Origin of the sequence: Paenibacillus tianmuensis (assembly GCF_900100345.1) — a bacterium.
Classification (GTDB): Bacteria; Bacillota; Bacilli; order Paenibacillales; family NBRC-103111; genus Paenibacillus_G; species Paenibacillus_G tianmuensis.
Map to the genome: position 1 here is coordinate 13380 of NZ_FMTT01000056.1, position 21192 is coordinate 34571.

At 45.1% G+C, this 21192-nt stretch carries 18 protein-coding genes; 11 read left to right on the forward strand and 7 right to left on the reverse strand.

The window, feature by feature from the left end; genetic code table 11:
* The first annotated feature begins 580 nt into the window (after positions 1–580).
* The 5 genes from BLO51_RS25105 to BLO51_RS25125 all read left to right on the forward strand — a co-directional run bounded on the left by BLO51_RS25105 (position 581) and on the right by BLO51_RS25125 (position 5848).
* On the forward strand, positions 581–1252 hold the full coding sequence (locus BLO51_RS25105) for a vWA domain-containing protein (protein WP_090676202.1): 672 nt from the start codon (positions 581–583) through the stop codon (positions 1250–1252).
* Positions 1153–2058, forward strand: coding sequence for a PP2C family serine/threonine-protein phosphatase (locus BLO51_RS25110; protein ID WP_090676204.1), 906 nt, complete (start codon positions 1153–1155; stop codon positions 2056–2058). Before BLO51_RS25105 ends, BLO51_RS25110 begins: the two co-directional genes overlap by 100 nt.
* Positions 2055–3995: a helix-hairpin-helix domain-containing protein gene (locus BLO51_RS25115; RefSeq protein ID WP_090676206.1), complete on the forward strand. Its 1941-nt coding sequence runs from the start codon at positions 2055–2057 to the stop codon at positions 3993–3995. The genes BLO51_RS25110 and BLO51_RS25115 overlap by 4 nt, the downstream gene beginning before the upstream one ends.
* Before the next feature lie 1215 nt (positions 3996–5210).
* A complete protein-coding gene (locus BLO51_RS25120) occupies positions 5211–5468 on the forward strand; it encodes a hypothetical protein (protein WP_090676208.1) in 258 nt (85 codons plus the stop codon).
* Positions 5465–5848, forward strand: coding sequence for a retropepsin-like aspartic protease (locus BLO51_RS25125; RefSeq protein WP_090676209.1), 384 nt, complete (start codon positions 5465–5467; stop codon positions 5846–5848). The genes BLO51_RS25120 and BLO51_RS25125 overlap by 4 nt, the downstream gene beginning before the upstream one ends.
* A 234-nt stretch (positions 5849–6082) precedes the next feature.
* Here the strand turns inward: BLO51_RS25125 and BLO51_RS25130 are convergent, their stop codons facing one another.
* A complete protein-coding gene (locus BLO51_RS25130) occupies positions 6083–7216 on the reverse strand; it encodes a DUF4261 domain-containing protein (RefSeq protein WP_090676211.1) in 1134 nt (377 codons plus the stop codon).
* A gap of 310 nt (positions 7217–7526) precedes the next feature.
* On the opposite strand from BLO51_RS25130, the gene BLO51_RS25135 reads away from it, so the two are divergent.
* Positions 7527–13025, forward strand: a complete 5499-nt coding sequence (locus BLO51_RS25135; protein WP_090676213.1) for a carboxypeptidase regulatory-like domain-containing protein — start codon at positions 7527–7529, stop codon at positions 13023–13025.
* Positions 13026–13314: 289 nt separating this feature from the next.
* Here BLO51_RS25135 and BLO51_RS25140 read toward each other — a convergent pair whose 3' ends face one another.
* Complete coding sequence (locus tag BLO51_RS25140; protein ID WP_090676214.1) at positions 13315–13959, reverse strand: SGNH/GDSL hydrolase family protein; 645 nt, start codon at positions 13957–13959, stop codon at positions 13315–13317.
* A 406-nt stretch (positions 13960–14365) separates the two neighbouring features.
* Here BLO51_RS25140 and BLO51_RS25145 point away from each other — a divergent pair, with 406 nt between their 5' ends.
* Both BLO51_RS25145 and BLO51_RS25150 read left to right on the forward strand, forming a co-directional pair.
* Positions 14366–14911 (forward strand): GNAT family N-acetyltransferase, encoded by a 546-nt coding sequence (locus BLO51_RS25145; RefSeq protein WP_090676216.1) that lies wholly within the window; start codon positions 14366–14368, stop codon positions 14909–14911.
* Entirely contained in the window at positions 14898–15977 is a 1080-nt protein-coding gene (locus BLO51_RS25150; RefSeq protein ID WP_090676217.1) for an ankyrin repeat domain-containing protein, read from the forward strand. Before BLO51_RS25145 ends, BLO51_RS25150 begins: the two co-directional genes overlap by 14 nt.
* Positions 15978–16033: 56 nt before the next feature.
* On the opposite strand, the gene BLO51_RS25155 is transcribed toward BLO51_RS25150, so the two are convergent.
* Positions 16034–17083 (reverse strand): hypothetical protein, encoded by a 1050-nt coding sequence (locus BLO51_RS25155; protein WP_090676219.1) that lies wholly within the window; start codon positions 17081–17083, stop codon positions 16034–16036.
* A 295-nt stretch (positions 17084–17378) separates the two neighbouring features.
* Here BLO51_RS25155 and BLO51_RS25160 point away from each other — a divergent pair, with 295 nt between their 5' ends.
* Positions 17379–17885, forward strand: coding sequence for a ferritin (locus BLO51_RS25160; protein ID WP_090676220.1), 507 nt, complete (start codon positions 17379–17381; stop codon positions 17883–17885).
* A gap of 81 nt (positions 17886–17966) precedes the next feature.
* Here BLO51_RS25160 and BLO51_RS25165 read toward each other — a convergent pair whose 3' ends face one another.
* Both BLO51_RS25165 and BLO51_RS25170 read right to left on the reverse strand, forming a co-directional pair.
* The gene (locus BLO51_RS25165) at positions 17967–18527 is read right to left on the reverse strand and encodes a methylated-DNA--[protein]-cysteine S-methyltransferase (RefSeq protein ID WP_090676222.1); all 561 of its coding nucleotides are present in this window, start codon (positions 18525–18527) and stop codon (positions 17967–17969) included.
* A 24-nt stretch (positions 18528–18551) separates the two neighbouring features.
* A complete protein-coding gene (locus BLO51_RS25170; RefSeq protein WP_090676224.1) occupies positions 18552–19115 on the reverse strand; it encodes a bifunctional transcriptional activator/DNA repair enzyme AdaA in 564 nt (187 codons plus the stop codon).
* 271 nt (positions 19116–19386) lie between these two features.
* Between BLO51_RS25170 and BLO51_RS25175 the strand changes: the two genes are divergently transcribed.
* Together BLO51_RS25175 and BLO51_RS25180 are read left to right on the forward strand one after the other, a co-directional pair.
* Positions 19387–20001 (forward strand): DJ-1/PfpI family protein, encoded by a 615-nt coding sequence (locus BLO51_RS25175; RefSeq protein ID WP_090676228.1) that lies wholly within the window; start codon positions 19387–19389, stop codon positions 19999–20001.
* A gap of 144 nt (positions 20002–20145) precedes the next feature.
* Positions 20146–20454: a hypothetical protein gene (locus BLO51_RS25180; RefSeq protein WP_090676225.1), complete on the forward strand. Its 309-nt coding sequence runs from the start codon at positions 20146–20148 to the stop codon at positions 20452–20454.
* Positions 20455–20471: 17 nt separating this feature from the next.
* Here the strand turns inward: BLO51_RS25180 and BLO51_RS25185 are convergent, their stop codons facing one another.
* Together BLO51_RS25185 and BLO51_RS31075 are read right to left on the reverse strand one after the other, a co-directional pair.
* Entirely contained in the window at positions 20472–20879 is a 408-nt protein-coding gene (locus BLO51_RS25185; protein WP_090676226.1) for a type II toxin-antitoxin system death-on-curing family toxin, read from the reverse strand.
* A gap of 5 nt (positions 20880–20884) precedes the next feature.
* On the reverse strand, positions 20885–21192 hold a 308-nt coding region (locus BLO51_RS31075; protein ID WP_143006986.1), incomplete at its 5' end, for a transposase.

Consider the following 21192-nt stretch of genomic DNA (forward strand, 5'->3'; position numbering starts at 1 on the left):
GATAACTCCTCAGACTTATCTTTCAGTTCAAGCTGCATCTCTGATAGCATATCTTGATGGTAGGGTTTAGCTTTTCCCGATTGGATGTCAGCTTCGATCAGCTGAATTCTTTTGAGCAGGAACTATACTTCGTTTTCTAACGTTGTCTAATGTGTGATCTTGTGCTGGTTGCTCTCAGTTTGGAACTGCTAAAGTTCATCAGCTAGATTATCATTCATTATGAGCCTCATTAATGCTATACGGAGCCGAGTTGCGACAAGTTCTTCGGTGCGCCTAGGTAAGCTGGGTGCTTTCAGTAGGTGCAATTCCCACCCGGGCAAAGGGAAGAGCCGCCCTACCCGGAATCGAGTTCTTGTATGGCACTCGTTCATTAGAATGAAGAAATATGCTGAATCATAGGGAATGGTGAAACAAGGATTCCAAAACTGGGATTTATGGCCTATAATACAACTAGGCATGTAGTGGGGGGCCTGGTGGCACGCCCTTCTTCTGTAGCGTGTAAAACTTAGTTGATCTTTTGATAGACTCATGATCATTCCATTGAGATTTAAGAAATTACTTGGAAAAGGTGGTTACTCCCATGTCTAATTTTGAGCAAATACCATTTGCAGCAGAATTCGCTGAAAATCCTGAACCAAGATGTCCTTGTATACTTCTCTTGGATACATCAGCCTCAATGAATGGTATCCCTATAAACGAGCTAAATAACGGGCTCATTGCATTCAAAGATGAGCTAATGGCAGATAGTATGGCAGTTAAAAGAGTTGAGGTGGCTGTGGTTGGATTTGGCCCTGTACAGGTCATATCGGATTTTCAAAGTCCTGACCTTTACTATCCACCTACGTTAATTGCCAACGGAAATACACCTATGGGCAGCGCAATAGAACAAGCAGTGAACATGTTGAACAATCGTAAAGAAGTATACAAACAAAATGGTGTGTCGTACTATCGTCCGTGGATATTTCTAATTACAGACGGGGCTCCTACAGATAATTGGCAAAGGGCTGCTGCATTAGTAAAGGAAGGAGAAACAGCTAAGTCATTCATGTTTTTTGCTGTAGGTGTAGAAGACGCAGATATGAACACATTAAGACAAATTTCTACCAGAGAACCAATCAAGCTGAAAGGTTTGAGATTCCGAGATTTGTTCTCATGGTTGTCAAATTCACTGAGTTCAGTTTCTCATTCAGCACCAGGGGATCAGGTCCAGCTTCAAAATCCAGTTACACCAGAAGGCTGGGGGACTATCTAGTGGCAACATGGAGGTATGCCAACGCATCTGTAATTGGGACCTCTCACGAAAAAAGCGGGAAACCTTGCCAAGATTCATCTGCTTGTGAGGTATTGAATGATTTGAATGGAGAACAAGTATTGGTAGCCATAGCCTCTGATGGTGCAGGAAGTGCTCAATGTTCAGACATTGGATCAGCTCTGGCCTGTTCTTTATTTGTGGACGAGCTGCGAGCATATTTGGAGACAGGCAATGAGATAAAGGCACTGACGAAAGAATTTTATGAGGAATGGATACTGAGGTTTCAAAGTGAAATACATGCCAGAGCTGTAGCAATGGAACTCCCAGCCCGTGAATTTGCCTGTACTTTCATTTCTGCAGTAATTTCTAATGAAACGGCTGTGTTTGCCCAGATTGGCGATGGGGCAATTGTAGTAGCTTCACCTGATGATATCGATACGTATACGTGGGAGTTTTGGCCCCAGCAGGGTGAATACGAAAATACAACTTACTTTGTCACGGAGACAAGGGCAAAAGAAAAGTTGCAGTTCAGTATCCACACTGGAAAAGTAACAGATGAGGTTTCGCTATTCACCGATGGGTTGCAACGCTTAGCACTGCATTATCAGTCACAGAGCGCTCATACTCCTTTCTTTCGCCCCTTTTTTAATGCGCTTAGGACACAAACGGAAATGAGAACGGATAAATTCGTGACATCATTAGCTGCATACCTTTCATCAAACCAAATTAATGACCGTACCGACGATGATAAAACACTTATTCTGGCTACACGAAGAAGCCCTTCTTCGAAGAAGACTTATATATGAAGATAGTAACAAGTGCGATTAGTGGTAGCGGAAGAACCTTGTATCTGGGGAACGAACTGGGTAGGGGCGGGGAAGGCTCTGTATACGAGGTAAAATCGGACTCTAAGGTTGTTGCAAAGGTTTATCATCAATCTATTAGTACAATTAAGCAAGAGAAGATAAAGACAATGGTCGATTTGAAGAATGAATCACTGCTGAGTTTTACTACTTGGCCAGTAGACGTTCTTCGGAATAAAAGCAATGAGATCATTGGATTCCTGATGCCCAAGCTTGCAGGCAAAGCAATACATAGTTTGTATAGTCCAAAGACCAGATTAAATGAATTTCCAAGGACAACGTTTCCATTTCTTGTTCATACAGCTGCAAATTTGGCTCGTGCATTTGCCACTGTACATGAAAGCGGCCATGTAATTGGTGATGTGAATCATGGGAACTTCTACGTAACTGATAAGGGTACAGTTATGATCGTTGATTGCGACAGTTTTCAGATCGTATCTCATGGGACTCAGTACAAGTGTGAAGTCGGTATCCCCATGTATCAACCGCCTGAGTTTCAGGATATTTCGTCGTTCAGGGATGTTGTTCGAACATACAATCATGACAATTTTGGATTGGCCGTATTTATCTTTTTACTGTTATTCATGGGTAGACATCCTTTTTCCGGGAGATATCTGGGCCCAGGCGAAATGCCAATTGAAAAAGCAATTAAGGAATTCAGATTCGCATATAGTAGCTCTGCCGCGGCAAAAATGATGCAGCCTCCTCCAGGTACGCTCGCATTAAAGGCACTGCCGTCGAGTGTTGGAGCCTTATTTGAGAGGGCGTTCTCTACAGAAGGGACAGGAAGAGGATTCAGGCCGAGTGCTAAGGAATGGGTCGCTGTCCTTAGTAAGATGACCAACCAATTGAAAAAATGCTCTCATAAAGAAGAGCATAGCTTTCCAGACATGTTAGGTTCGTGTCCTTGGTGCGAACTCGAAGGAAAAACAGGCGTAGTTCTATTCCCGACGCTCGTAGCATTGAGTAATCAATCTCTCAGCACGTTTAAATTGGAATCAGTATGGGCTCAAATTGTAGCGGTTTCTTCGCCAGGCTCGGCCCCTGCTGTACCTGCTATACCCATACAGGGGATTAGCCCCTCTAAACCAGTCGTTGAGCAAGCAAGAACAAGGAAGAAGAAGAAGTACTTGTCTGTTGTTCCTTCGATGCTCGGAATACTGATGTTGTTCTTATATCCCGCTGGGTGGATTTTCATCGTGCTGGCAAGCGTTATTTTTACAGTAGCATTGAGGGACAGCGACGGTAATCAGTTGAAACAAGAATTAAACCAGAAGTATAAAGAAGCAGAGCAAGCATGGAATCATTTATCAACAAGATGGGCAAGAGAAGCAGGACACGAGGCGTTTTCTAAGAAGATGAGTGAGCTAGGGAATGCCAGGCGAGAATATCAAGGGCTTGCAGGTCTGAGAGCCGAGAAACTAAAACAACTTGAATCGCAACAAAGGAATAGACAATTACACGCTTATCTTCAACGGTATAGAATTGAGGACGCCAAAATAGAAGGTATTGGCCCTAGTAGAAAAGCAACGCTGGAATCGTTTGGTATTGAGACAGCATCTGATATTAATGCCAATGCGATTAGGCAGGTACCTGGATTCGGACCATCGTATACAAGAAAGCTAACCGTTTGGCGCAGTACGATAGAACGTAATTTTGTATTTGATCCCAGGTTAGGTGTTCCACAAGCAGATATCGCAAATGTAGATCGTGATATTGATGCAAAGCGGAAAAAGCTTGAGCAGGAATTACTTGTAGGTCAGTCACAGTTGACGCAAATCTCTAATCAAATCAAGGTTAGAAGAAATGCCATCTGGTCTGAATTGGTGAACAGTGCCAATAGATTAGCTCAAGCTGATGTTGATCGTAAGGTACTGTAGAAGTGGACATCTAATAGTTCTTACGAGTTAATGACTTGCGTAGAGGGAGGCCAAATGGGATGCCTTAGCAATTAAAAAGTTCACTTGATAAAACCATCCGCACATTTGAAGCTGCTGAGGCCAACTTAGTTAAGCTCGAACGACTATGGGAGCAGATTTATGAGCTAATTCCAGAGGGAATTGTATTTGGATACGAAGAGTTATGCCGAGCTTATGTGAACATACTAACATCTTCCTAAAATTGACGATTGGAAGCCGATAACTGAGCCATCCGTTGAAAAATGGATTGAGGAGCCAGGATATGAACTGAGAGAATGTCGATTTAAGTTTAATTTTTAAAGATCAGGCCTCCATCAAACCTTGTTTGACTTTGGATGAGTTAAAACGGGAGATAAGGACTACATGACTTCACGCCTGTTGATTAACCAATTTAAAGGATTTGGAGGGAAAGTTTACTCCTTTCTATGAGTCGGAGAAACAAGTCGATTCCTACGGTTCGAATAAGGAATGTTCAATCTACAACACACGGAAAAAATGGGATTGGACGTTTAACATTTCATCGCTTTTGTTCTGAGGCTGAGTGGATAACTACATATCAAGACGGGGAAACAAATCGGAAGTATACGATAACTGTGAAGGAAAATAGCTTGGACTCATATTCGACTAACGTACCTGAAGTAGTTGATTCTAGTGTGGGCACACTCAGGTTATTTTAAAGGGAATCACTTACCAGGACATTGATATAATTGAGATAACTAGGTTTCTTTGCAGAGAATTTAGCTGGTTTCTTGAGTTGCATGCGGACAGGAATTTTAAAATCAAGATAAACAGGCAGGTTTAAGGTTTATATTAAGACTTGTGTCTTTGAAGAGACCTGTGTCTGCAACTTCAGGTGGGGAATGAACGAATACCACCGAAAACACCGAACAAAAATGCACATTGAAGCGTTTCATGCCATTTTGGAGAAGGATTGTCTATTCAGGCATGAGTATTGTGAAGGCTAATAAACGAGCAAAGGCGGGGCCGAATGAAAACCATGAATAGCAAACTGTGGCAAACGACGGTTCGGAAAATCAATCCTTGTCCAAATAACAACTGTTAAATGTTGGGCGGGGATTCAAAATGGCTCTAGCCTGACCAATTGTTTTTATGGTTGGGCTTTTTTATATGTTATACTTAATGTAAAGAAAGTAGTACCTTTCGGAGGTGACGAGAGTGCGTTGGGAAGAGGTTAGAGAGCAGTTTCCAGATGAGTGGGTAGTCTGTGAGGCTTTGAAGTCTCATTCAGAAGACGGCTATTGGTACATTGAAGAAGTGGCACTTATTGATCGTTTTGGCGATTCCTCAGTGGCAATGAAGCGCTATTATGAACTGCATCGGAAGCAGCCTTATCGGGAGTATGGCTTTTTTCACACATCTCGTGAAACGTTGAAGCTCCGCGAGAAATGGGCAGGGGTAAGAGGGCCCAGATGAATATCGAAGTGAAATACGGGCTACCATTTGTGGAAGTTACGATTTGTTACCGGGGAGAAGAACTTCACTTGAAGCATGTTTTGCTTGATACTGGTTCGGCGGGAACGATATTCAGCGCCGACGTAGTGGATGGTATCGGGGTTAAGGTTGAGCCTGGGGATGTTCTGAACAAGATTAGGGGTGTAGGAGGAGTAGAAGTTGTGTACTCCAAGTTTTTTGACTTTGTGAGGACAGGCGGAACTTCTCTGGAAGGCTTTGAAGTGGAGATTGGAGAAATGAATTACGGTATGGAGATCGACGGTATTCTGGGCTTTGATTTCATCCAAACTGCTGGATTGGTGATTGATTCCAAAGAATTGACGGTGGCAGCACGGGTGTGAGCTATGTTACCTCCTCAGATAACTTCAGCAACACGCGGCGGCGAATTGTGGATTTACCTAGCCACGGCTCGTCTCCATAAAAAAACAAAAGCATCGACCTAATGGTCGGTGCTTTTGTTTTTAGAGAAAAGCGTAAAGGGAAGAATCCGCGTTAAGAATGTCATTGTGAGTATGTCTCGCTTGGGAGCAGCTCAAATGGACGGTTGCGATACTTTCCCTCGCCAGGGGGAGGGATTAGAACTTGATTTTAAGACTCTCTCCGTCGACATATACGCCTTCGGAACGGGTAATCGGCAGCTTTTGTTCTGCGGTAAAGCCGATCGTTTCTCCGTCTCTTAAAGTTACGTTTTGTTCAACAATATAACCGGAAATGTCAATCAGAAAATCACGAAGCTCGGCAGGAGAGGCCTGACTGTCCAGCACTTCGATTTCATCTTTGCCGAAGGATTTCAGCCCGTGGGTATACCCATTCATTCCTGTTTCGGTTCCGACCAGACCAAAGTAAACCAGATTCAATAAAGGAAAACTGTCATCAGACTTCATCATTTCGGCCATTTCCAGAAAAAACTCCGGTTGAAACACAGTACCGGATGAGTAAAGCCCGATAGCATTGGGAAGCTTCAAGCAGCTGGCCGCCAGCTTAGTGTACAGACCGCCGCTGTCCAGCGGGGAGCCGGAGCGGGTAAATACAGCCACAATAATTTGCGCCACATGGGTCTTGGTAATCTCCTCGGCCTCCTGCCAGAGGTAGTTGCCCTGCGCGTAATGCTCTGCCTCTCCGTCTGGCACAGGAGCATCGACAAGGCTTAAGGCTGCAGTGAAGCCATCCACTTCAAAGACAAGGATTCCTTCTTTTTCTTCCTCAGGGGGGCCTTCTCCCTCCGCCGGTGAACAAGAGATATTCCAATCCTGCAGAAGGTTCTCCTTTACCTGATCAAGATCGCACTCTGAAGAGTTCAGCAGAACGAACCCGACAAAATTGCCGGACTCGGATGAACCGTCCTGAGACTCCGCATCGCTTTCTTGTGTTTGTGCAGCCTCAATAGCGGCAGCCTGCTTCATCCAGTACTCGCGGATCATTTCGACCATAACAATCGCTTCCTGTTTCGCAGTGGCTGGGTCATAGGGCTGCATCTCGCTGAATATATGGCCGCAATGCTCCGTATCCGACGGATCTTCGTAGCCTCCGCAGACGCCAAGGAGCCATTTTCCGAGCAATGTTTTTTTGTACTTGAATATGTAGTAATGCATGTCATGCAAATCAAATTCTCCTGCGATTTCAATTTTGCTGGGTTTTCGGCCGAGCTCGCGTTCATCCGATAACCAGTCAATCATAGATTGCATTGCGGCTTGTTGTTGGGCTGTCATTGTATCCTCTCCTAGTAGAAGTATGTGTTCTATAATATGGTATATACTACTAAACGGTAGAATGCAAATCGGCTTAATAGATGGCTTCTTTTCATCATTCGATTTCTCACTTTCAACCTATATTTCCATGACATTCCTAGATGTTTCAAGTATAATTCGAATTGGGACCATTTTCCTATGCTGTAGAAATTTTTTTAAAAGGGATGTGACTAGATAATAGAGTAATAAAATCAGTTTTGTACGCGGTTGTTCCAAATGAGAGCGAGCACAAGGAGATTCATCACAACCACCTAGAAAGGATGACAGCGACATGTACAGAGTACTAAAAAGGTTTAGGTTTACGATCTTGCAACTTTCAATGTTGCTTATGGCGATGCTTTTTATCTCGAATTTTGCGTATGCTTCAACTGACAGTACCTCCAATTCAAAGTCTAAATTCATCCATGTTACAGCTGACTCAGGAAGGTCATATGCAGTTAAAGCGGATGGGACCGTATGGGGGTGGGGGTACGGCTTGAATGATAAGGGTGAAATGGTAGGTTACCCCAGCTTCGCTAAGAGTCCTGTAAAAATCCCATCCCTGAACAAAATAACGAAAGTTGTCGGTGGTTCGAATAGTTTTCAACTTGCATTAAGATCAGATGGTACGGTATGGTCTTGGGGTAATAATGCTGAGGGACAACTAGGTGATGGAACTAATATTTATAAATCTACACCTACACAAGTAGTTGGTTTACATGATGTAATTTCCATATCAGCAGGAAGCCATCATTCGCTTGCTTTGAAATCTGATGGGACAGTATGGACTTGGGGCCTTAATTCGGGCGGTGAATTAGGTGATGGAACTACTGTTACTAGATTTACCCCGGTTCAAGTGAAGGAATTATCAGATGTTACTGCAATCGCAGGGGGGTATGGAGATTCAAGGGCAGTCAGGTCAGACGGAACGCTTTGGGAGTGGGGGGGATATTCAATTGACGGTTACCAAACCACTCCAAAACAAATTTGGGGGATAGAAAATGTAAAAGCCATCGCGAACGCCCCAGATTTTATAACACTTGCACTAAAATCCGACGGAACAGTATGGTATTGGAGGAACCATGTTCCAAAACCTTCACAAATTCCGAATCTAAACAATATTGTAGCTATATCGAATGGGGTTGCATTAAAAGCTGATGGAACCGTTTTGTCGGTTAGAGACAACATGATCTTTGGTGAGTTAATTATTACACCAATAACGATAAATGATGTCGTTTTTATTTCAGGAACAAATAGTTTTCCGCATAGTTTAGCAATTAAAAAAGATGGAACGGTGTGGGCATGGGGCAGCAACGACTCGGGACAATTAGGTGATGGGACACTTGAATATAAGACCAATCCGGTCCAAGTAAGCTTCCCAAATGATGATCAACCTATCTCCCGCCTGGTTACCGGTTCTGTATATGGCATCGAAGGAATGCCCGTAGAGTATGCTACGGTAACAGCCAGCACATACAACGAATCATGGACGGTAACAACGGATACATATGGAAAGTATGCCCTCTCGGTTCCAACGGGAACCTACAACATGAAGGTTTTTGCAAATGGATACAGGGAAAGTACGAAATCAAACGTAAATGGTACCTCAAATGTATACCAGACGGTCGATTTTAACTTGGCAGGCTATGGCGGATTTATTAAGTTGGCGTTGAAAGATAGCAGCGGCAAGCCTCTGTCAAATCCCTATGTATCAATTAAGAAAACGGATAATAGCTTTAGTTATTCAGGGCTAGTTTATGGGAAAACCGAATGGGTGCATCCTTTAAGTGTCGGAAATTATGATGTTACCATTGGCGATGTTACTCGTCGTAATATTGGTGTTGAACTTAATAAGTTATATGTTTTTGATCCGTCAATCCCTGCTCCGACACCGAGTGTAATTCAAGGCAAGGTAAGTGGTGTCGAGGGCCTCCCTGTAGAGCATGCTACGGTAACAGCCAGCACATCCAATCAATCATGGACAGTAACAACGGATGTTTATGGAAAGTATACCCTCTCGGTTCCATCGGGAGTCTACACCATGAAGGTTTTTGCAAATGGATATATGGAAAGCTCGAAGTCAAACGTAACCGTAAGCTCAAGTGTATACGAAGCAGTCGATTTTAACTTGGCAGGTTACGGCGGGTTTGTTAAATTGGTATTCAAAGATAGCAGCGGCAAGCCTTTGAAAAATCCATTCGTATCGATTAAAAAAACGGATAGTAATTTCAGTTATTCGGGGGCAGTGTTCGGCAAAACCGAATGGGTATACCCGTTAAGCGCTGGAACTTATGATGTTACCATTGGCGACGCTACTCGTCGTAATTTCAAGGTCGAACTGAATAAGTTATCCGTTTTTGACCCATCAATATTTGCTGTAATTCAAGGCAAGGTACAAGGCATTGAGGGCCTTCCCGTGGAGTATGCTACGGTAACAGCTAGTGCATATAACCAATCATGGACAGTAACGACGGATGTCTATGGAAAGTATGCTCTTTCGGTTCCATCGGGAATTTACACCTTGAAGGCTTCCGCGAATGGTTACATGGAAAGTTGGAAATCCAATATAAGTGTAACCTCAAGTGTATACGAAACGGTTGATTTTAACTTGGCAGGCAGTGGCGGTTTTATTAAACTGGTGTTCAAAGATGGTAAGGGCAGCCCTTTGACCAACCCATTCGTATCGATTAAAAAGTCAGATAATAGCTTAATTTATTCAGGGGAAGTTTACGGGAAAACCGAATGGGTATATCCGTTAAGTGTCGGAAATTATGATGTTACCATTGGTGACGTTACTCGTCGTAATATCAAGATCGAACTGAATAAGTTATCTGTTTTTGACCCATCAATATTTGGTGTAATTCAAGGCAAGGTACATGGTATTGAGGGCCTTCCCGTGCAGTATGCTACGGTAACAGCGAGCACGTACAACCAATCGTGGACGGTTACAACGGATATATATGGCAGATATGCCCTCTCGGTTCCATCGGGAATCTACACCTTGAAGGCTTCCGCAAATGGTTACATGGAAAGTTGGAAATCCAATGTGAGTGTAACCTCAAGTGTATACGAAACGGCCGACTTTAACTTGGCAGGCAGCGGCGGTTTTATTAAGTTGGTTATGAAAGATACCAACGGCAAACCTTTACTCTACCCATTTGTATCGATTAAAAAAACTGATAATACTTTTAGCTATTCGACGGCAATTTATGGGAAGAATGAATGGGTATATCCGTTAAGTGTCGGAACTTATGATGTTACCATTGACAATGTTACTCGTCATAATATCAGTATCGAACATAATAGATTATCCGTCTTTGATCCATCAATATCTGGGCCAATAACAAATATAATTCAAGGCAAGATTAGTGGTGTTGAGGGCCTTCCTGTGGAGTATGCTACGGTAACAGCAAGCACGTATAACCAATCGTGGACAGTAACAACGGATCTATATGGCAGATATGCCCTCTCGCTTCCATCGGGAATCTATACTTTGAAGGCTTCAGCAATTAGTTATGTAGAAAGCTGGAAATCCAATGTGAATGTCACCTCAAACGTATACGAAACAGTTGATTTTAACTTGGTAGGCAGCGGCGGGTTTATAAAACTGGTGTTCAAAGATACCAATGGCAAGCCTTTGCCAAACGCATTTGTATCAATTAAAAAAACGGATGGCTCTGGTTTCTCATTGGGGTCTTATGGAAAATCCGAATGGGTATACCCGTTAAGTGTCGGAAATTATGACGTTACGATTGGCGATGTTACTCGCCGAAATATCAATATCGAAACTAATAAGTTATACGTTTTCGATCCATCAATCCCTGTTCCAACAACAAGTGTAATTCAAGGCAAGATCAGTGGAGTTGAGGGGCTTCCTGTGGAGTATGCCACGGTAACAGCCAGTACGTACAACCAATCATGGACAGTAACGACGGATGTCTATGGAAAGTATACCCTTTCGGTTCCATCGGGAATCTACGCCTTAAAGGCCTCCGCGAATGGTTACGTGCAAAACTGGAAATTCAATATAAGTGTAACCTCAAGTGTATACGAAGCGGTTGATTTTAACTTGGTAGGCATTGACGGTTTTATTAAACTGGTGCTCAAAGATACTAACGGCAAGCCTTTGCCAAACGCAGTTGTGTCAATTAAAAAAACGGATAATGGCTCTGGTTTCTCAACGGGGTTTTATGGAAAATCCGAATGGATATCTCCGTTAAGTGTCGGAAATTATGACGTTACCATTGGCAATTTTACTCGTCGTAATATCAGTATCGAGCATAATAGGTTAACCGTCTTTGATCCATCAATATTTGGGCCAACAACAAATATAATTCAAGGCAAGATCAGTGGAGTTGAGAGACTTCCTGTAGAGTATGCCACGGTAACAGCCAGTACGTACAACCAATCATGGACAGTAACGACGGATGTATATGGTAGATATGAACTCTCGCTTCCATCTGGAATCTACACCTTAAAGGCTTCAGCAAATGGTTACGTAGAAAGCTGGAAATCCAATATAAGTGTAACCTCAAGTGTATACGAAGCGGTTGATTTTAACTTGGTAGGCAGTGGCGGTTTTATTAAACTGGTGTTCAAAGATACCAACGGCAAGCCTTTGCCAAACGCATTTGTATCAATTAAAAATACGAATGGCTTCTCTGGTTTCTCAACGAGGGTTTATGGAAAATCCGAATGGGTATATCCGTTAAGTGTCGGGAATTACGACGTTACGATTGGAGATGTTACTCGTCGTAATATCAGTATCGAGCATAATAAGTTATACGTTTTCGATCCATCAATTCCTGTTCCAACTACAAGTGTAATTCAAGGCAAGATAAGTGGTATTGAGGGACTCCCAGTGGAGTATGCTACCGTAACAGCTAGCACCTACAACAAATCATGGACAGTTACAACGGATGTCTATGGAAAGTATACCCTCACGGTCCCATCAGGAATCTACACCTTGAATGTTTTTGCCAATGGATACATGAAAGGTTCGAAATCCAATGTAAATGTAACCTCAAATGTATACGAAACGGTCGATCTTAACTTGGTGGGCTATGGCGGATTTGCTAAATTCGTATTCAAAGATAGTAACGGCAAACCTTTGACCAACCCATTCGTATCAATTAAAAAAACGGATAATAGCTTCAGTTACTCAGGGATAGTTTATGGAAAGAATGAATGGGTCTACCCTTTAAGCGCCGGAAATTATGATGTTACCATTGGCGATGTTACTCGTCGTAATATCAAATTCGAGCTTAATAAGTTATCCGTTTTTGATCCATCAATCCCTGTTCCAACCACAAGAGTAATTCAAGGCAAGATACGTGGTGTTGAGGGCCTCCCTGTGGAGCATGCTACGGTAATAGCTAGCACCTACAACAAATCATGGATAGTAACAACGGATGCCTATGGAAAGTATGCCCTTTCGGTTCCTTCAGGAATTTACACCTTGAAGGTTTTCGCAAATGGATATGTGGAAAATTCAAAATCAAATGTAAGTGTAACCTCAAGTGTATACGAAACATTCGATTTTAACTTGGCAGGCTATGGCGGATTTATTAAGTTGGTGTTCAAAGATAGTAATGACAAGCCCCTGACAAACCCTTTTGTATCAATTAAGAAAACGGATAATAGCTTTAGCTATTCAGGAGTAGTTTATGGGAAAACCGAATGGTTGTATCCTTTAAGCGAAGGAATTTATGATGTTACGATTGGCGATGTTACTCGTCGTAATATCAAGGTCGAACTGGATAAGTTATCAATTTTTAATCCTGCCGATTAGTCTGGTCTCATTCTACGACGAAATAAATAAGGGACGAATTGTGGTTTTTTCCAACCACGATTCGTCTCCAAAACTTTAACTTCCTTCTGAAAGAAGTCTCCCAATTCTAAATCTTGCGAAGCTTGATGAAAGTGGGAGATGAATTCCAGGCTTCAAGCCGATTCATACCGCGCTTCGATCTGATGCCATGATTGCCTCACTCAGGATATTTCTTGCGTTGAGCGCTCTGTGAAGACCGGTACATGATGAATGTTCTGCTCCCCAAGAGAGAAACATCACGGAAGAGCACCTATTTGCGAGGAATCAGATACGGGACCAATCCCGTGGCAATCACCCGGTGCCCCCGATCGTTCGGGTGGATAGGCATCGATCTGCTTAATGCATCTTCAATCCTTCCGTTCCGGTATCCATACAGAAGCTCCGCCTGTTTTCCTTCAAACCACGTATGAGCCGGAGCCACAGTGACATCGCAGCTATGGGCGAGCTCGTTGATGGTCCGATTCAATCGGCCTATCGCCTCAACCGCAAGAGGAGTGTTCGGAAACGGATTGTATTGCGTGCAGCAAACGATCCGGGCCCGGCTTCCTTTTTTTATTCGGGCAAAAATGTCGCTTAAATTACGCTTGTATCCGGCTGCAAGGTGTTGTACAGCTAGCGGCTGCTTGGTTCTAAAGGAAGCCAGCGCGACATTGGCTAAATCCACCCCGCCAATCCATACGGAAACTACTGAGGAAAGGCTGATTACGGAGGCTCCCCGCCATATCACGGCGTCCAATAGATCATCGCTGCTCCAACCGGGCTGCGCCAGAACAAACCCGCGTACCTTGCGCGAGTCCGATTTTAAAGCGGACACGCTCAATTGAGGATATGCCTTTGCCAAAGAGGAGGCATTTTCGCCAAATGTAATGGAATCTCCGAGAGCTGTATAGATCATCAGGATATCACCAACTCCAACTTTTGATCATACCTTTAGCGGCAATATCTCTTGGAACAAATGGGCTGATTTGCTGCTGCTTGCACGTGCATTTTCTAAAATATCATATTGCAGTCAAGCACATGTTGTGTGGACGCTAACGATTTTAGGAGAGGGGTTTAAGATGGGGAACGGAAGAAGTCTGGGAGGCTTGATTTTACCGTCTCGAAGTGCATGATATGGGACACATCTTCTGCGACCGTCGTGCTGTTTTTAAGCTCGTTCTTTATTTTTTTGCGTTCATCGGGCGGTAGCGACTCCTTTGCCAATAGGAGGGAGAGAAGCTATAATAGACCAGATTGTGACTGAAAAATAGGCGAACTAGACCGCGAAGATCAATTCGATGCCGAAGGCGGGAGGGATTTGGATGAACAAAGTCCGGTTAGTCAGACCTTCGATGGAATACCGGGAGCCGTACTTGTCGTTCTATGCGGACTGGATAAACAGCGGGGAACGTATGGTCCCCTGGGTTGTCCGTCAAGCTCCCGGCGATTTTGAAGCGATGCTGGAGTTTCTGTATGCCGAAGACAGCGAGGAGAAAGTAAGCAATCCTCATGGGGTGCCTCATTCGACCTATTGGCTGCTTAACGAGGAGAACCTTGTCGTAGGTGCGGTTAACATTCGTCATCGCTTAAACGAAAAGCTTCTGAACAGCGGCGGGCATATCGGTTATGGCATACGCCCCAGCTATAGGCGGTTGGGCTATGCGAACGAACTGCTGGCCCAGACGCTGCAAATCGCGAAAGCGATGGGATTGGACCAAGTGCTGCTGGTCTGTGACAAGCACAACCTCGGCTCGGAGAAGACGATTTTGAAGCAAGGCGGCAGGTTTGAGTCCGAATTCACGGAGGATGACGGCAATGTCGTCAAGAGGTTTTGGATTCGATTAGGAGGTTACCATGACGGAATTTGAAAAAGAAGTTATAAGCTGCATCCAAAGCAAAGATACGGACCAGGTTGTCATGGCCACATTGGAAAAGCACGGATTGCCGGAAGGGAGCACGCTTTCCGTCCATATTTTAAACCAAGCGCTGGAGTACAAACGGCTGGCTCTGGCCCGGATTTTATTGGACAAGTACTTATTTGATAATTTAAATGATGAAAAGGACCCTGTAATAACTTACGCTGCCCGCTACGGAACGCGCGATCTATTTGAAAGATTGATACAAGCGGGCGCCGATCTAAATGCTTTGGATCATGTTAAGAATTCCGCTGTGGGAAGGGCCCTTGCCTTCAACAATCACAAGGGAGTCCGTGCCTTGCTTGAGCTGGGCTTCGATATGAGAACCTACGCAGGCGGAGATGCCCTTCGTAAAGCCGCATATTACGGAAAATTCGAATTCGTCAAATTATTCGTAGAGCATGGAGCCGATGTCAACTTTAACGGTCGCAGTCAGGTGTTTCCGTATTGTACGACCCCTGTCCAAATGGCTGCTTCAATCAACCATTTCGAAATCGTAAAGTACTTGATTGAGCACGGCGCCGACGTCACGATTAAGGACAAGTACGGCGACCGGGCGTATTCTTATGCCAAACAGAATAACCATACGGAGCTGATGGAGTACATCAAGCAATTTGAACCTCCAATTTGGCACGAAATGGATAATCGGGCGAAGGAGCTTAAGCGCCTGGGCTTGCCGGCTGAAATTATCAAATGGCTTGGGATTGAGAATCGAAGGATTGATTTAAAAGATTGCAAAACGACCGAATACATCGAATTCGAAACGATATTCGACGTCAGAGTGTTGGAGTGGAGAGGCAGGCAATTTATCGATCTGGTCAAAGACATTGAAAATTACTCGAATACGGGCTTTATTGTCTGGGTGAAAGATAAAAAATGTCTGGGCAGTCTGGATGTCGAGCATGACGAGTTGATTTTGCTGCCGGGTCTCAAGTGGAAAGCATTCCTGGCTAAGGCAGCTGGGATTATTGACGATATTTTGGATGGAAACTTATCGGGCGAATCGTTCGAGGATTAAAACAAAAAGCACTGGCCTGGCGCTCAGTGCTTTTTACGTTATAGAGCTGCGGGTGGCTAGCGTCTTACAGCTTTTTTGGGCTTGATTCGGGCAAGCACATTTGCAGGCAGCTTGCGGACATAGGCGCGGGAGGTTTTCGCGGCTGTCACCTGCTTCACTTTGCTGGCGCCACTCGCCTGAGCCACTTTCGTACCGAATGCCTGCATTGCCCAGCGGACGGGGAAGGCAATGGAAAGACGGCCGTCCAACGATCCTGCAAAATTGACGGCCGTGGCGTAATTGTCCGCTCGTCTGAGCCATACCGATCCGGAATCGCCGGCCAGCGAGATGGGGGTAGTTCCTCGGATCACCGTTTGATTTTTGAAGTTAAGAACCCCCAGACTGCCGCCGTAATCGATTTGTATATCGGTGTCGATCGACTCCACCCTCCCGTTCACCAAGCCTGTCGTGCGTCCCACTTTCTTGAATTGCTCTCCCACCCGATATGACGTCACATAGCCGGGAATGGCGCCGACCGTCGGATAGTTTGGATTCAGCAGACGGTTGTTGGTAGGGACGGAGAGCGCCGCGTCTATAAAATTATCTTTGTTTTTCTCCAGCTTTACATAGCTGTATAAACGGCCGATGCGGTCCGTGCCGGGACGGCCTCCGTCGGCGCCCCCGGGCTGGAGCGTTTCCGTAGTGCGGGTTGCATTATTCGGATTCAGCACGTGGTTATTGCTCAGCAAATAGCGGTTTGCCGCCTTGGAACGGTTCGTCACGATAAGGCCTGCGCTTCCCGAACCCTTCGTAGTACCAACACCGTAGCCGGGAGGCACGGGACGAATCCGACCGGTATAGTTTGCGTGCGCTCGTATTTTTCCCGTTTTGACAACGCGGATCGGGACGTCGGCTCCGCTGCCCTTCGCTTTGGCGGTAAACATAGATGGAACGAGACCTAGGCTCGCGGAAGAAACCTTATCCGTATAGATGATGACGGCTGCGCCCTTTTTCGGATTCGCGGGATCTCTGTAGCCTATTCCGACCCCGTAAACCCCGTTTTTTTTCAATAAGCGTGCGGCCATCTTTCTTTTCATTCGCCGTGCAGCCATAAACGTAGCCACAATATCCTCCCCTTTGCGCAGGATAAGATATTGTATGGTTTTGCTGGTGATTGTTACGGGCGTTCATGGAGATGTAGCATTTAGATTGAGGGAGAAATGACTCGCCGTATCGGTAGTGCGTGATTCGATCGGTGGAGGTGAACTAATCTGACTTTTGAAGAGGTTATGAACTTCTTTATTTAGGGGACACTATTTTGGGGAATAAGGTGTGCCAGAAATTGCTTTACATTTGGAATGAGTTAAAACATACTAAGAACAGGTGTTGGAAATATAGACTGCGAACAAGGGGCGTGACCTGATGCTAAGTGAGAACCTGCTCGCCAAGCTGAACGAACAAATGAACTACGAATTTTATTCCTCCCAAGTGTATCTGGCTATGGCTGGCTACTGCTCGTCGGAAAGCTTCGACGGATTTGCGAACTTTTTTATCGTACAAGCCGAGGAAGAGAAATTTCATGCCATGAAAATTTTTCACTTCATTAATACGCTGGGCAAGCGCGCCCATGTCAGTGGAATGGAGGACCCGCGGAATCAGTACAATTCGCTGCTGGATGCTTTCGAACATGCGTTTGCTCATGAGCAAACCGTCACGAAACGCATCTACGAGCTGTCGGATATCGCTTGGAACGAGCGCGAACATGCGACGATCAACTTCTTGAAGTGGTTCATCGACGAACAAGTCGAAGAGGAAGCCACGTTCGACAGCATCATTCAGAAGCTTCGCCGTATCGATAACGATAGCAATGCGTTCTATATGCTCGATGCCCAATTGGCGCAGCGTACCTTCACGCCGCCAGCCGAATAGCATAGACCGGAAACGGAAACTGCTCCTCCAAGCTATCCAGCTAGGGGGAGCAGTTTTTGTTTGCACGGATTCGTAAGCAAGTCAAAACTGAAATCGGGCATGTCCCTTAAGCGTAAAGTCTTCGAAGCCTTCCAGCCGGAGCAGCTCTTGCTTCACCTGCAGGCCGCCTCGGAACCCCGTGAGCGCGGAATTTTTGCCGATCACGCGATGGCACGGGACGACGATGGGGATCGGGTTGGCTCCGTTCGCCGTGCCTACGGCCCGTACGGCCGCGGGACTGCCCACCTCCCCGGCAATGTCCGAGTAGCTGCGGGTTTCGCCATAGGGAATGTGGGTTAGCGCCTGCCAAACGGCGGTTTGGAACTTCGTACCGCGCATATCGAGGGGAAGGTCGAACGTTTGGCGGGTCCCTTCCAAATACTCCTTCAACTGCCCGACGTACTCGGATAACGGCTCTTGGTCGTTAATCAACGTGGCGCCCGGAATATGTTTAATCACCCATGTAGTTAAGGTGTCGAATGATTCACTAGGCCAAGTAATCCGGCAGAAGCCCTGCTTCGTAGCGGCCAGATAGAGCGGCTGATCCCCGAACTTGGGGTGCTTGAGGTCTGTCCAATACACGTCGGTCGTCGTTTTTTCCATAGGTATGCCTCCTTCTTGAGCGGCTTAACGGGCCCCGGCGGTTTCCCGGTATTCCATCGGCGTACAGCCGACTGTCTTGTGAAATACGGATGTAAAGTGGGACGGGCTGCGGAAACCGACTTCTGCCGCGATATCGGTTATCGGCTGTTCGCTTGCGGCAAGCAGCCATTTTGCCTCTTCCATACGGATATGGAGCAACTGCTTCGAGGGAGTCGTTCCGGTTACCCGCTTAAACACGCGCTGCAAGTGGTAGGGGCTCATTTTGAGCTCCGCTCCTATGTCGCCAAGCGTCAAAGGCTCGGAGTAGCGACGCTTGATCAATTCATTCACGGCATGAGCGATTTGCGCATCCGGTCCATGCTCTCCCGGCTGTTCCGGACGGCATCTTTTACATGCCCGGAATCCCGCCTGTAGCGCTTCCTCGATACTGCCGTATACTTTAACGTTTTCCGGCTTCGGAATGCGGGAGCGGCACGAAGGCCGGCAAAAGATCCCCGTCGATGTGATTCCGATATAATACCGCCCGTCGTAGCGGGTGTCGCGCTGCAAAATCGTCTCGTATACCGACTGAAATAGTGCATCGTCCATATTGGGCCTCCCCTCTGCCACTCATTATAAACCGAAGTCGCGCGTTCTGATAATAGAGCAAAAATAGGACAGCAATAATTCGATAGTGCAAGCAGGGGGCGCGACGGGAAGGCAAAACGGCCGTCCGCAAGCGATGGGATCGCTCCAGATGGCCGGCGGCTAAGGCTGGAGCAAGAGGCCTGTTTACATAAAAAGCTGGAATCCCTACTAGGCGATCGAGGCAGTTGTATACTAAAATGGAGTATAAAAGAACCTAGGAGTGTGAACCATGATGAAAAAGAAGTGGAGTGTAGGTATATTTGTCTTCAACGATGTTGAGGTACTAGATTTTGCTGGTCCCTTTGAAGTGTTTTCCGTTACTGAATATTCGGATCAAGATATGGATACTCCGGAATCCAATCCGTTTCTCGTAAAACTAGTTTCGGAAACGGGAGAATTGATACATGCTTGTAATGGATTGAAAGTGCAGCCGGATTACAGTTTCGACAATGCGCCACATTTTGATATTTTGGTGATTCCTGGTGGAATTGGTGCCAGAGAGAAGGAGATTTACAACGAGAAAGTCATTCAGTGGATTTCGCAGCGTATGGGTAATGTTGAACTGATGCTATCCGTTTGTACAGGTGCTCTTCTGTTGGCGAAGGCAGGTCTTCTAAACGGAAAGATGGCAACGACTCATTGGGCCAGCTGTGATAGACTTGAGAATGAGTTTCCGGCTGTCACTGTAAAGAGGAATGTCAAGTTCGTTGATGAAGGGAACATTGTGACATCGGGTGGAATTTCCGCCGGAATCAATATGTCATTCCACGTTGTTAAACGACTACTAGGTTCGGAAGTTGCTCGAACAACAGCCAAGATAATGGAGTACGACATCACAATTGAGTAACATGAATACTTAGAATACGTGTAAGAATGGTCATAACATGGATATTCATTCCATTTTGTGACCGTTTTTCATTTAGGGGTACCGCCACATGCTTATGAAGCTTTCGAATACGATATTATCCTGAAAGAGAATAGGAGCTTAACATTGGGATTGTATAACCTACTATTATTTAACGGGGAATGTCCCAGATGTGGGGCGGTTGTTAATACAGAAGCTGAATTTAAAATGGGTTTGTTGAATTGGGATACCTATAACTTGGGTGATGCATTAACATGGGCGATAGGGAAGAGTAAGCCTCCGCACCAGAAAAGACCACTCGACGGAAATGCATTCGGAGATGGATACGTCTGTTGTCCAAATTGCGAAAAAGATTTTTGGGTATCTATAAGAGTTGAACATGATAAAATTATGGATGTAAAAGTAGACATTACTAAGGATGGCTATATTAAATAATTTAACAATTTTCTATTTCACCTCGGCCCATTTTTTTGCTTGCTACTCAGAATCAATACCCACAGCGCATGCTGCTTGATAATTTCGACCAGCTCTTCAAAAGCAAACTTATGATTCACCATATCTACAGTAAAATCTTCAGCCTTCTTAACATCCATCACAAACCGATAGCCGTTATACCGAAGGAAAATGACTAAAGCGGTAAATGCCGTTCGCTTGTTTGCATTTTGAAAAGGATGATTTTTCCCAAAAGATTCAAAAAGCGAAGCGGCTTTATGGAATAGCGTAGTATAAGCGTCTTCCCCGAACGCTGAAGACTGAGGACGCAGAACGGCGGACTCCAGCAAGCTGTTGCTCTTTACTCCGATAGGCTCCCCAAGACTATATTTTTGAATAACGGCAGGCCTGTTGATTAACCAAATTATGTAATCTAAACAACCCTCTGGGGGTTATGTGTCTGCACAATATATTGAATCTTTATAAGCCATTCAGCAGGCAGCAGATGAAGAGCGAATAAACGTGTAAATCGGACAAAGGAGAGTTCCACATGCCGAGATATGGATGCAGAAACGGAGTCAAACAGCCATTTCAGCAGAACGTACACCATCAATGCTGCAAATAACTGACCATAAACGGCGTTCTCTGTTGTCCCAAACAACGTAGGAATGTTTAAATGCTGCTTAATCCAACGAAAAAATACCTCGATCTGCCAACGAGCTTTATACATCTGCGCGATTT

What these genes read in the sequence shown, in the direction of transcription:
- BLO51_RS25105 (WP_090676202.1), top strand. Translation starts at nt 581, where the DNA reads ATGTCTAATTTTGAGCAAATACCATTTGCAGCAGAATTCGCTGAAAAT.
- BLO51_RS25110 (WP_090676204.1), top strand. Translation starts at nt 1,153, where the DNA reads ATGGTTGTCAAATTCACTGAGTTCAGTTTCTCATTCAGCACCAGGGGA.
- BLO51_RS25115 (WP_090676206.1), top strand. Translation starts at nt 2,055, where the DNA reads ATGAAGATAGTAACAAGTGCGATTAGTGGTAGCGGAAGAACCTTGTAT.
- BLO51_RS25125 (WP_090676209.1), top strand. Translation starts at nt 5,465, where the DNA reads ATGAATATCGAAGTGAAATACGGGCTACCATTTGTGGAAGTTACGATT.
- BLO51_RS25130 (WP_090676211.1), bottom strand. Translation starts at nt 7,216, where the DNA reads ATGACAGCCCAACAACAAGCCGCAATGCAATCTATGATTGACTGGTTA.
- BLO51_RS25135 (WP_090676213.1), top strand. Translation starts at nt 7,527, where the DNA reads ATGTACAGAGTACTAAAAAGGTTTAGGTTTACGATCTTGCAACTTTCA.
- BLO51_RS25140 (WP_090676214.1), bottom strand. Translation starts at nt 13,959, where the DNA reads ATGATCTATACAGCTCTCGGAGATTCCATTACATTTGGCGAAAATGCC.
- BLO51_RS25145 (WP_090676216.1), top strand. Translation starts at nt 14,366, where the DNA reads ATGAACAAAGTCCGGTTAGTCAGACCTTCGATGGAATACCGGGAGCCG.
- BLO51_RS25150 (WP_090676217.1), top strand. Translation starts at nt 14,898, where the DNA reads ATGACGGAATTTGAAAAAGAAGTTATAAGCTGCATCCAAAGCAAAGAT.
- BLO51_RS25160 (WP_090676220.1), top strand. Translation starts at nt 17,379, where the DNA reads ATGCTAAGTGAGAACCTGCTCGCCAAGCTGAACGAACAAATGAACTAC.
- BLO51_RS25165 (WP_090676222.1), bottom strand. Translation starts at nt 18,527, where the DNA reads ATGGAAAAAACGACGACCGACGTGTATTGGACAGACCTCAAGCACCCC.
- BLO51_RS25170 (WP_090676224.1), bottom strand. Translation starts at nt 19,115, where the DNA reads ATGGACGATGCACTATTTCAGTCGGTATACGAGACGATTTTGCAGCGC.
- BLO51_RS25175 (WP_090676228.1), top strand. Translation starts at nt 19,387, where the DNA reads ATGAAAAAGAAGTGGAGTGTAGGTATATTTGTCTTCAACGATGTTGAG.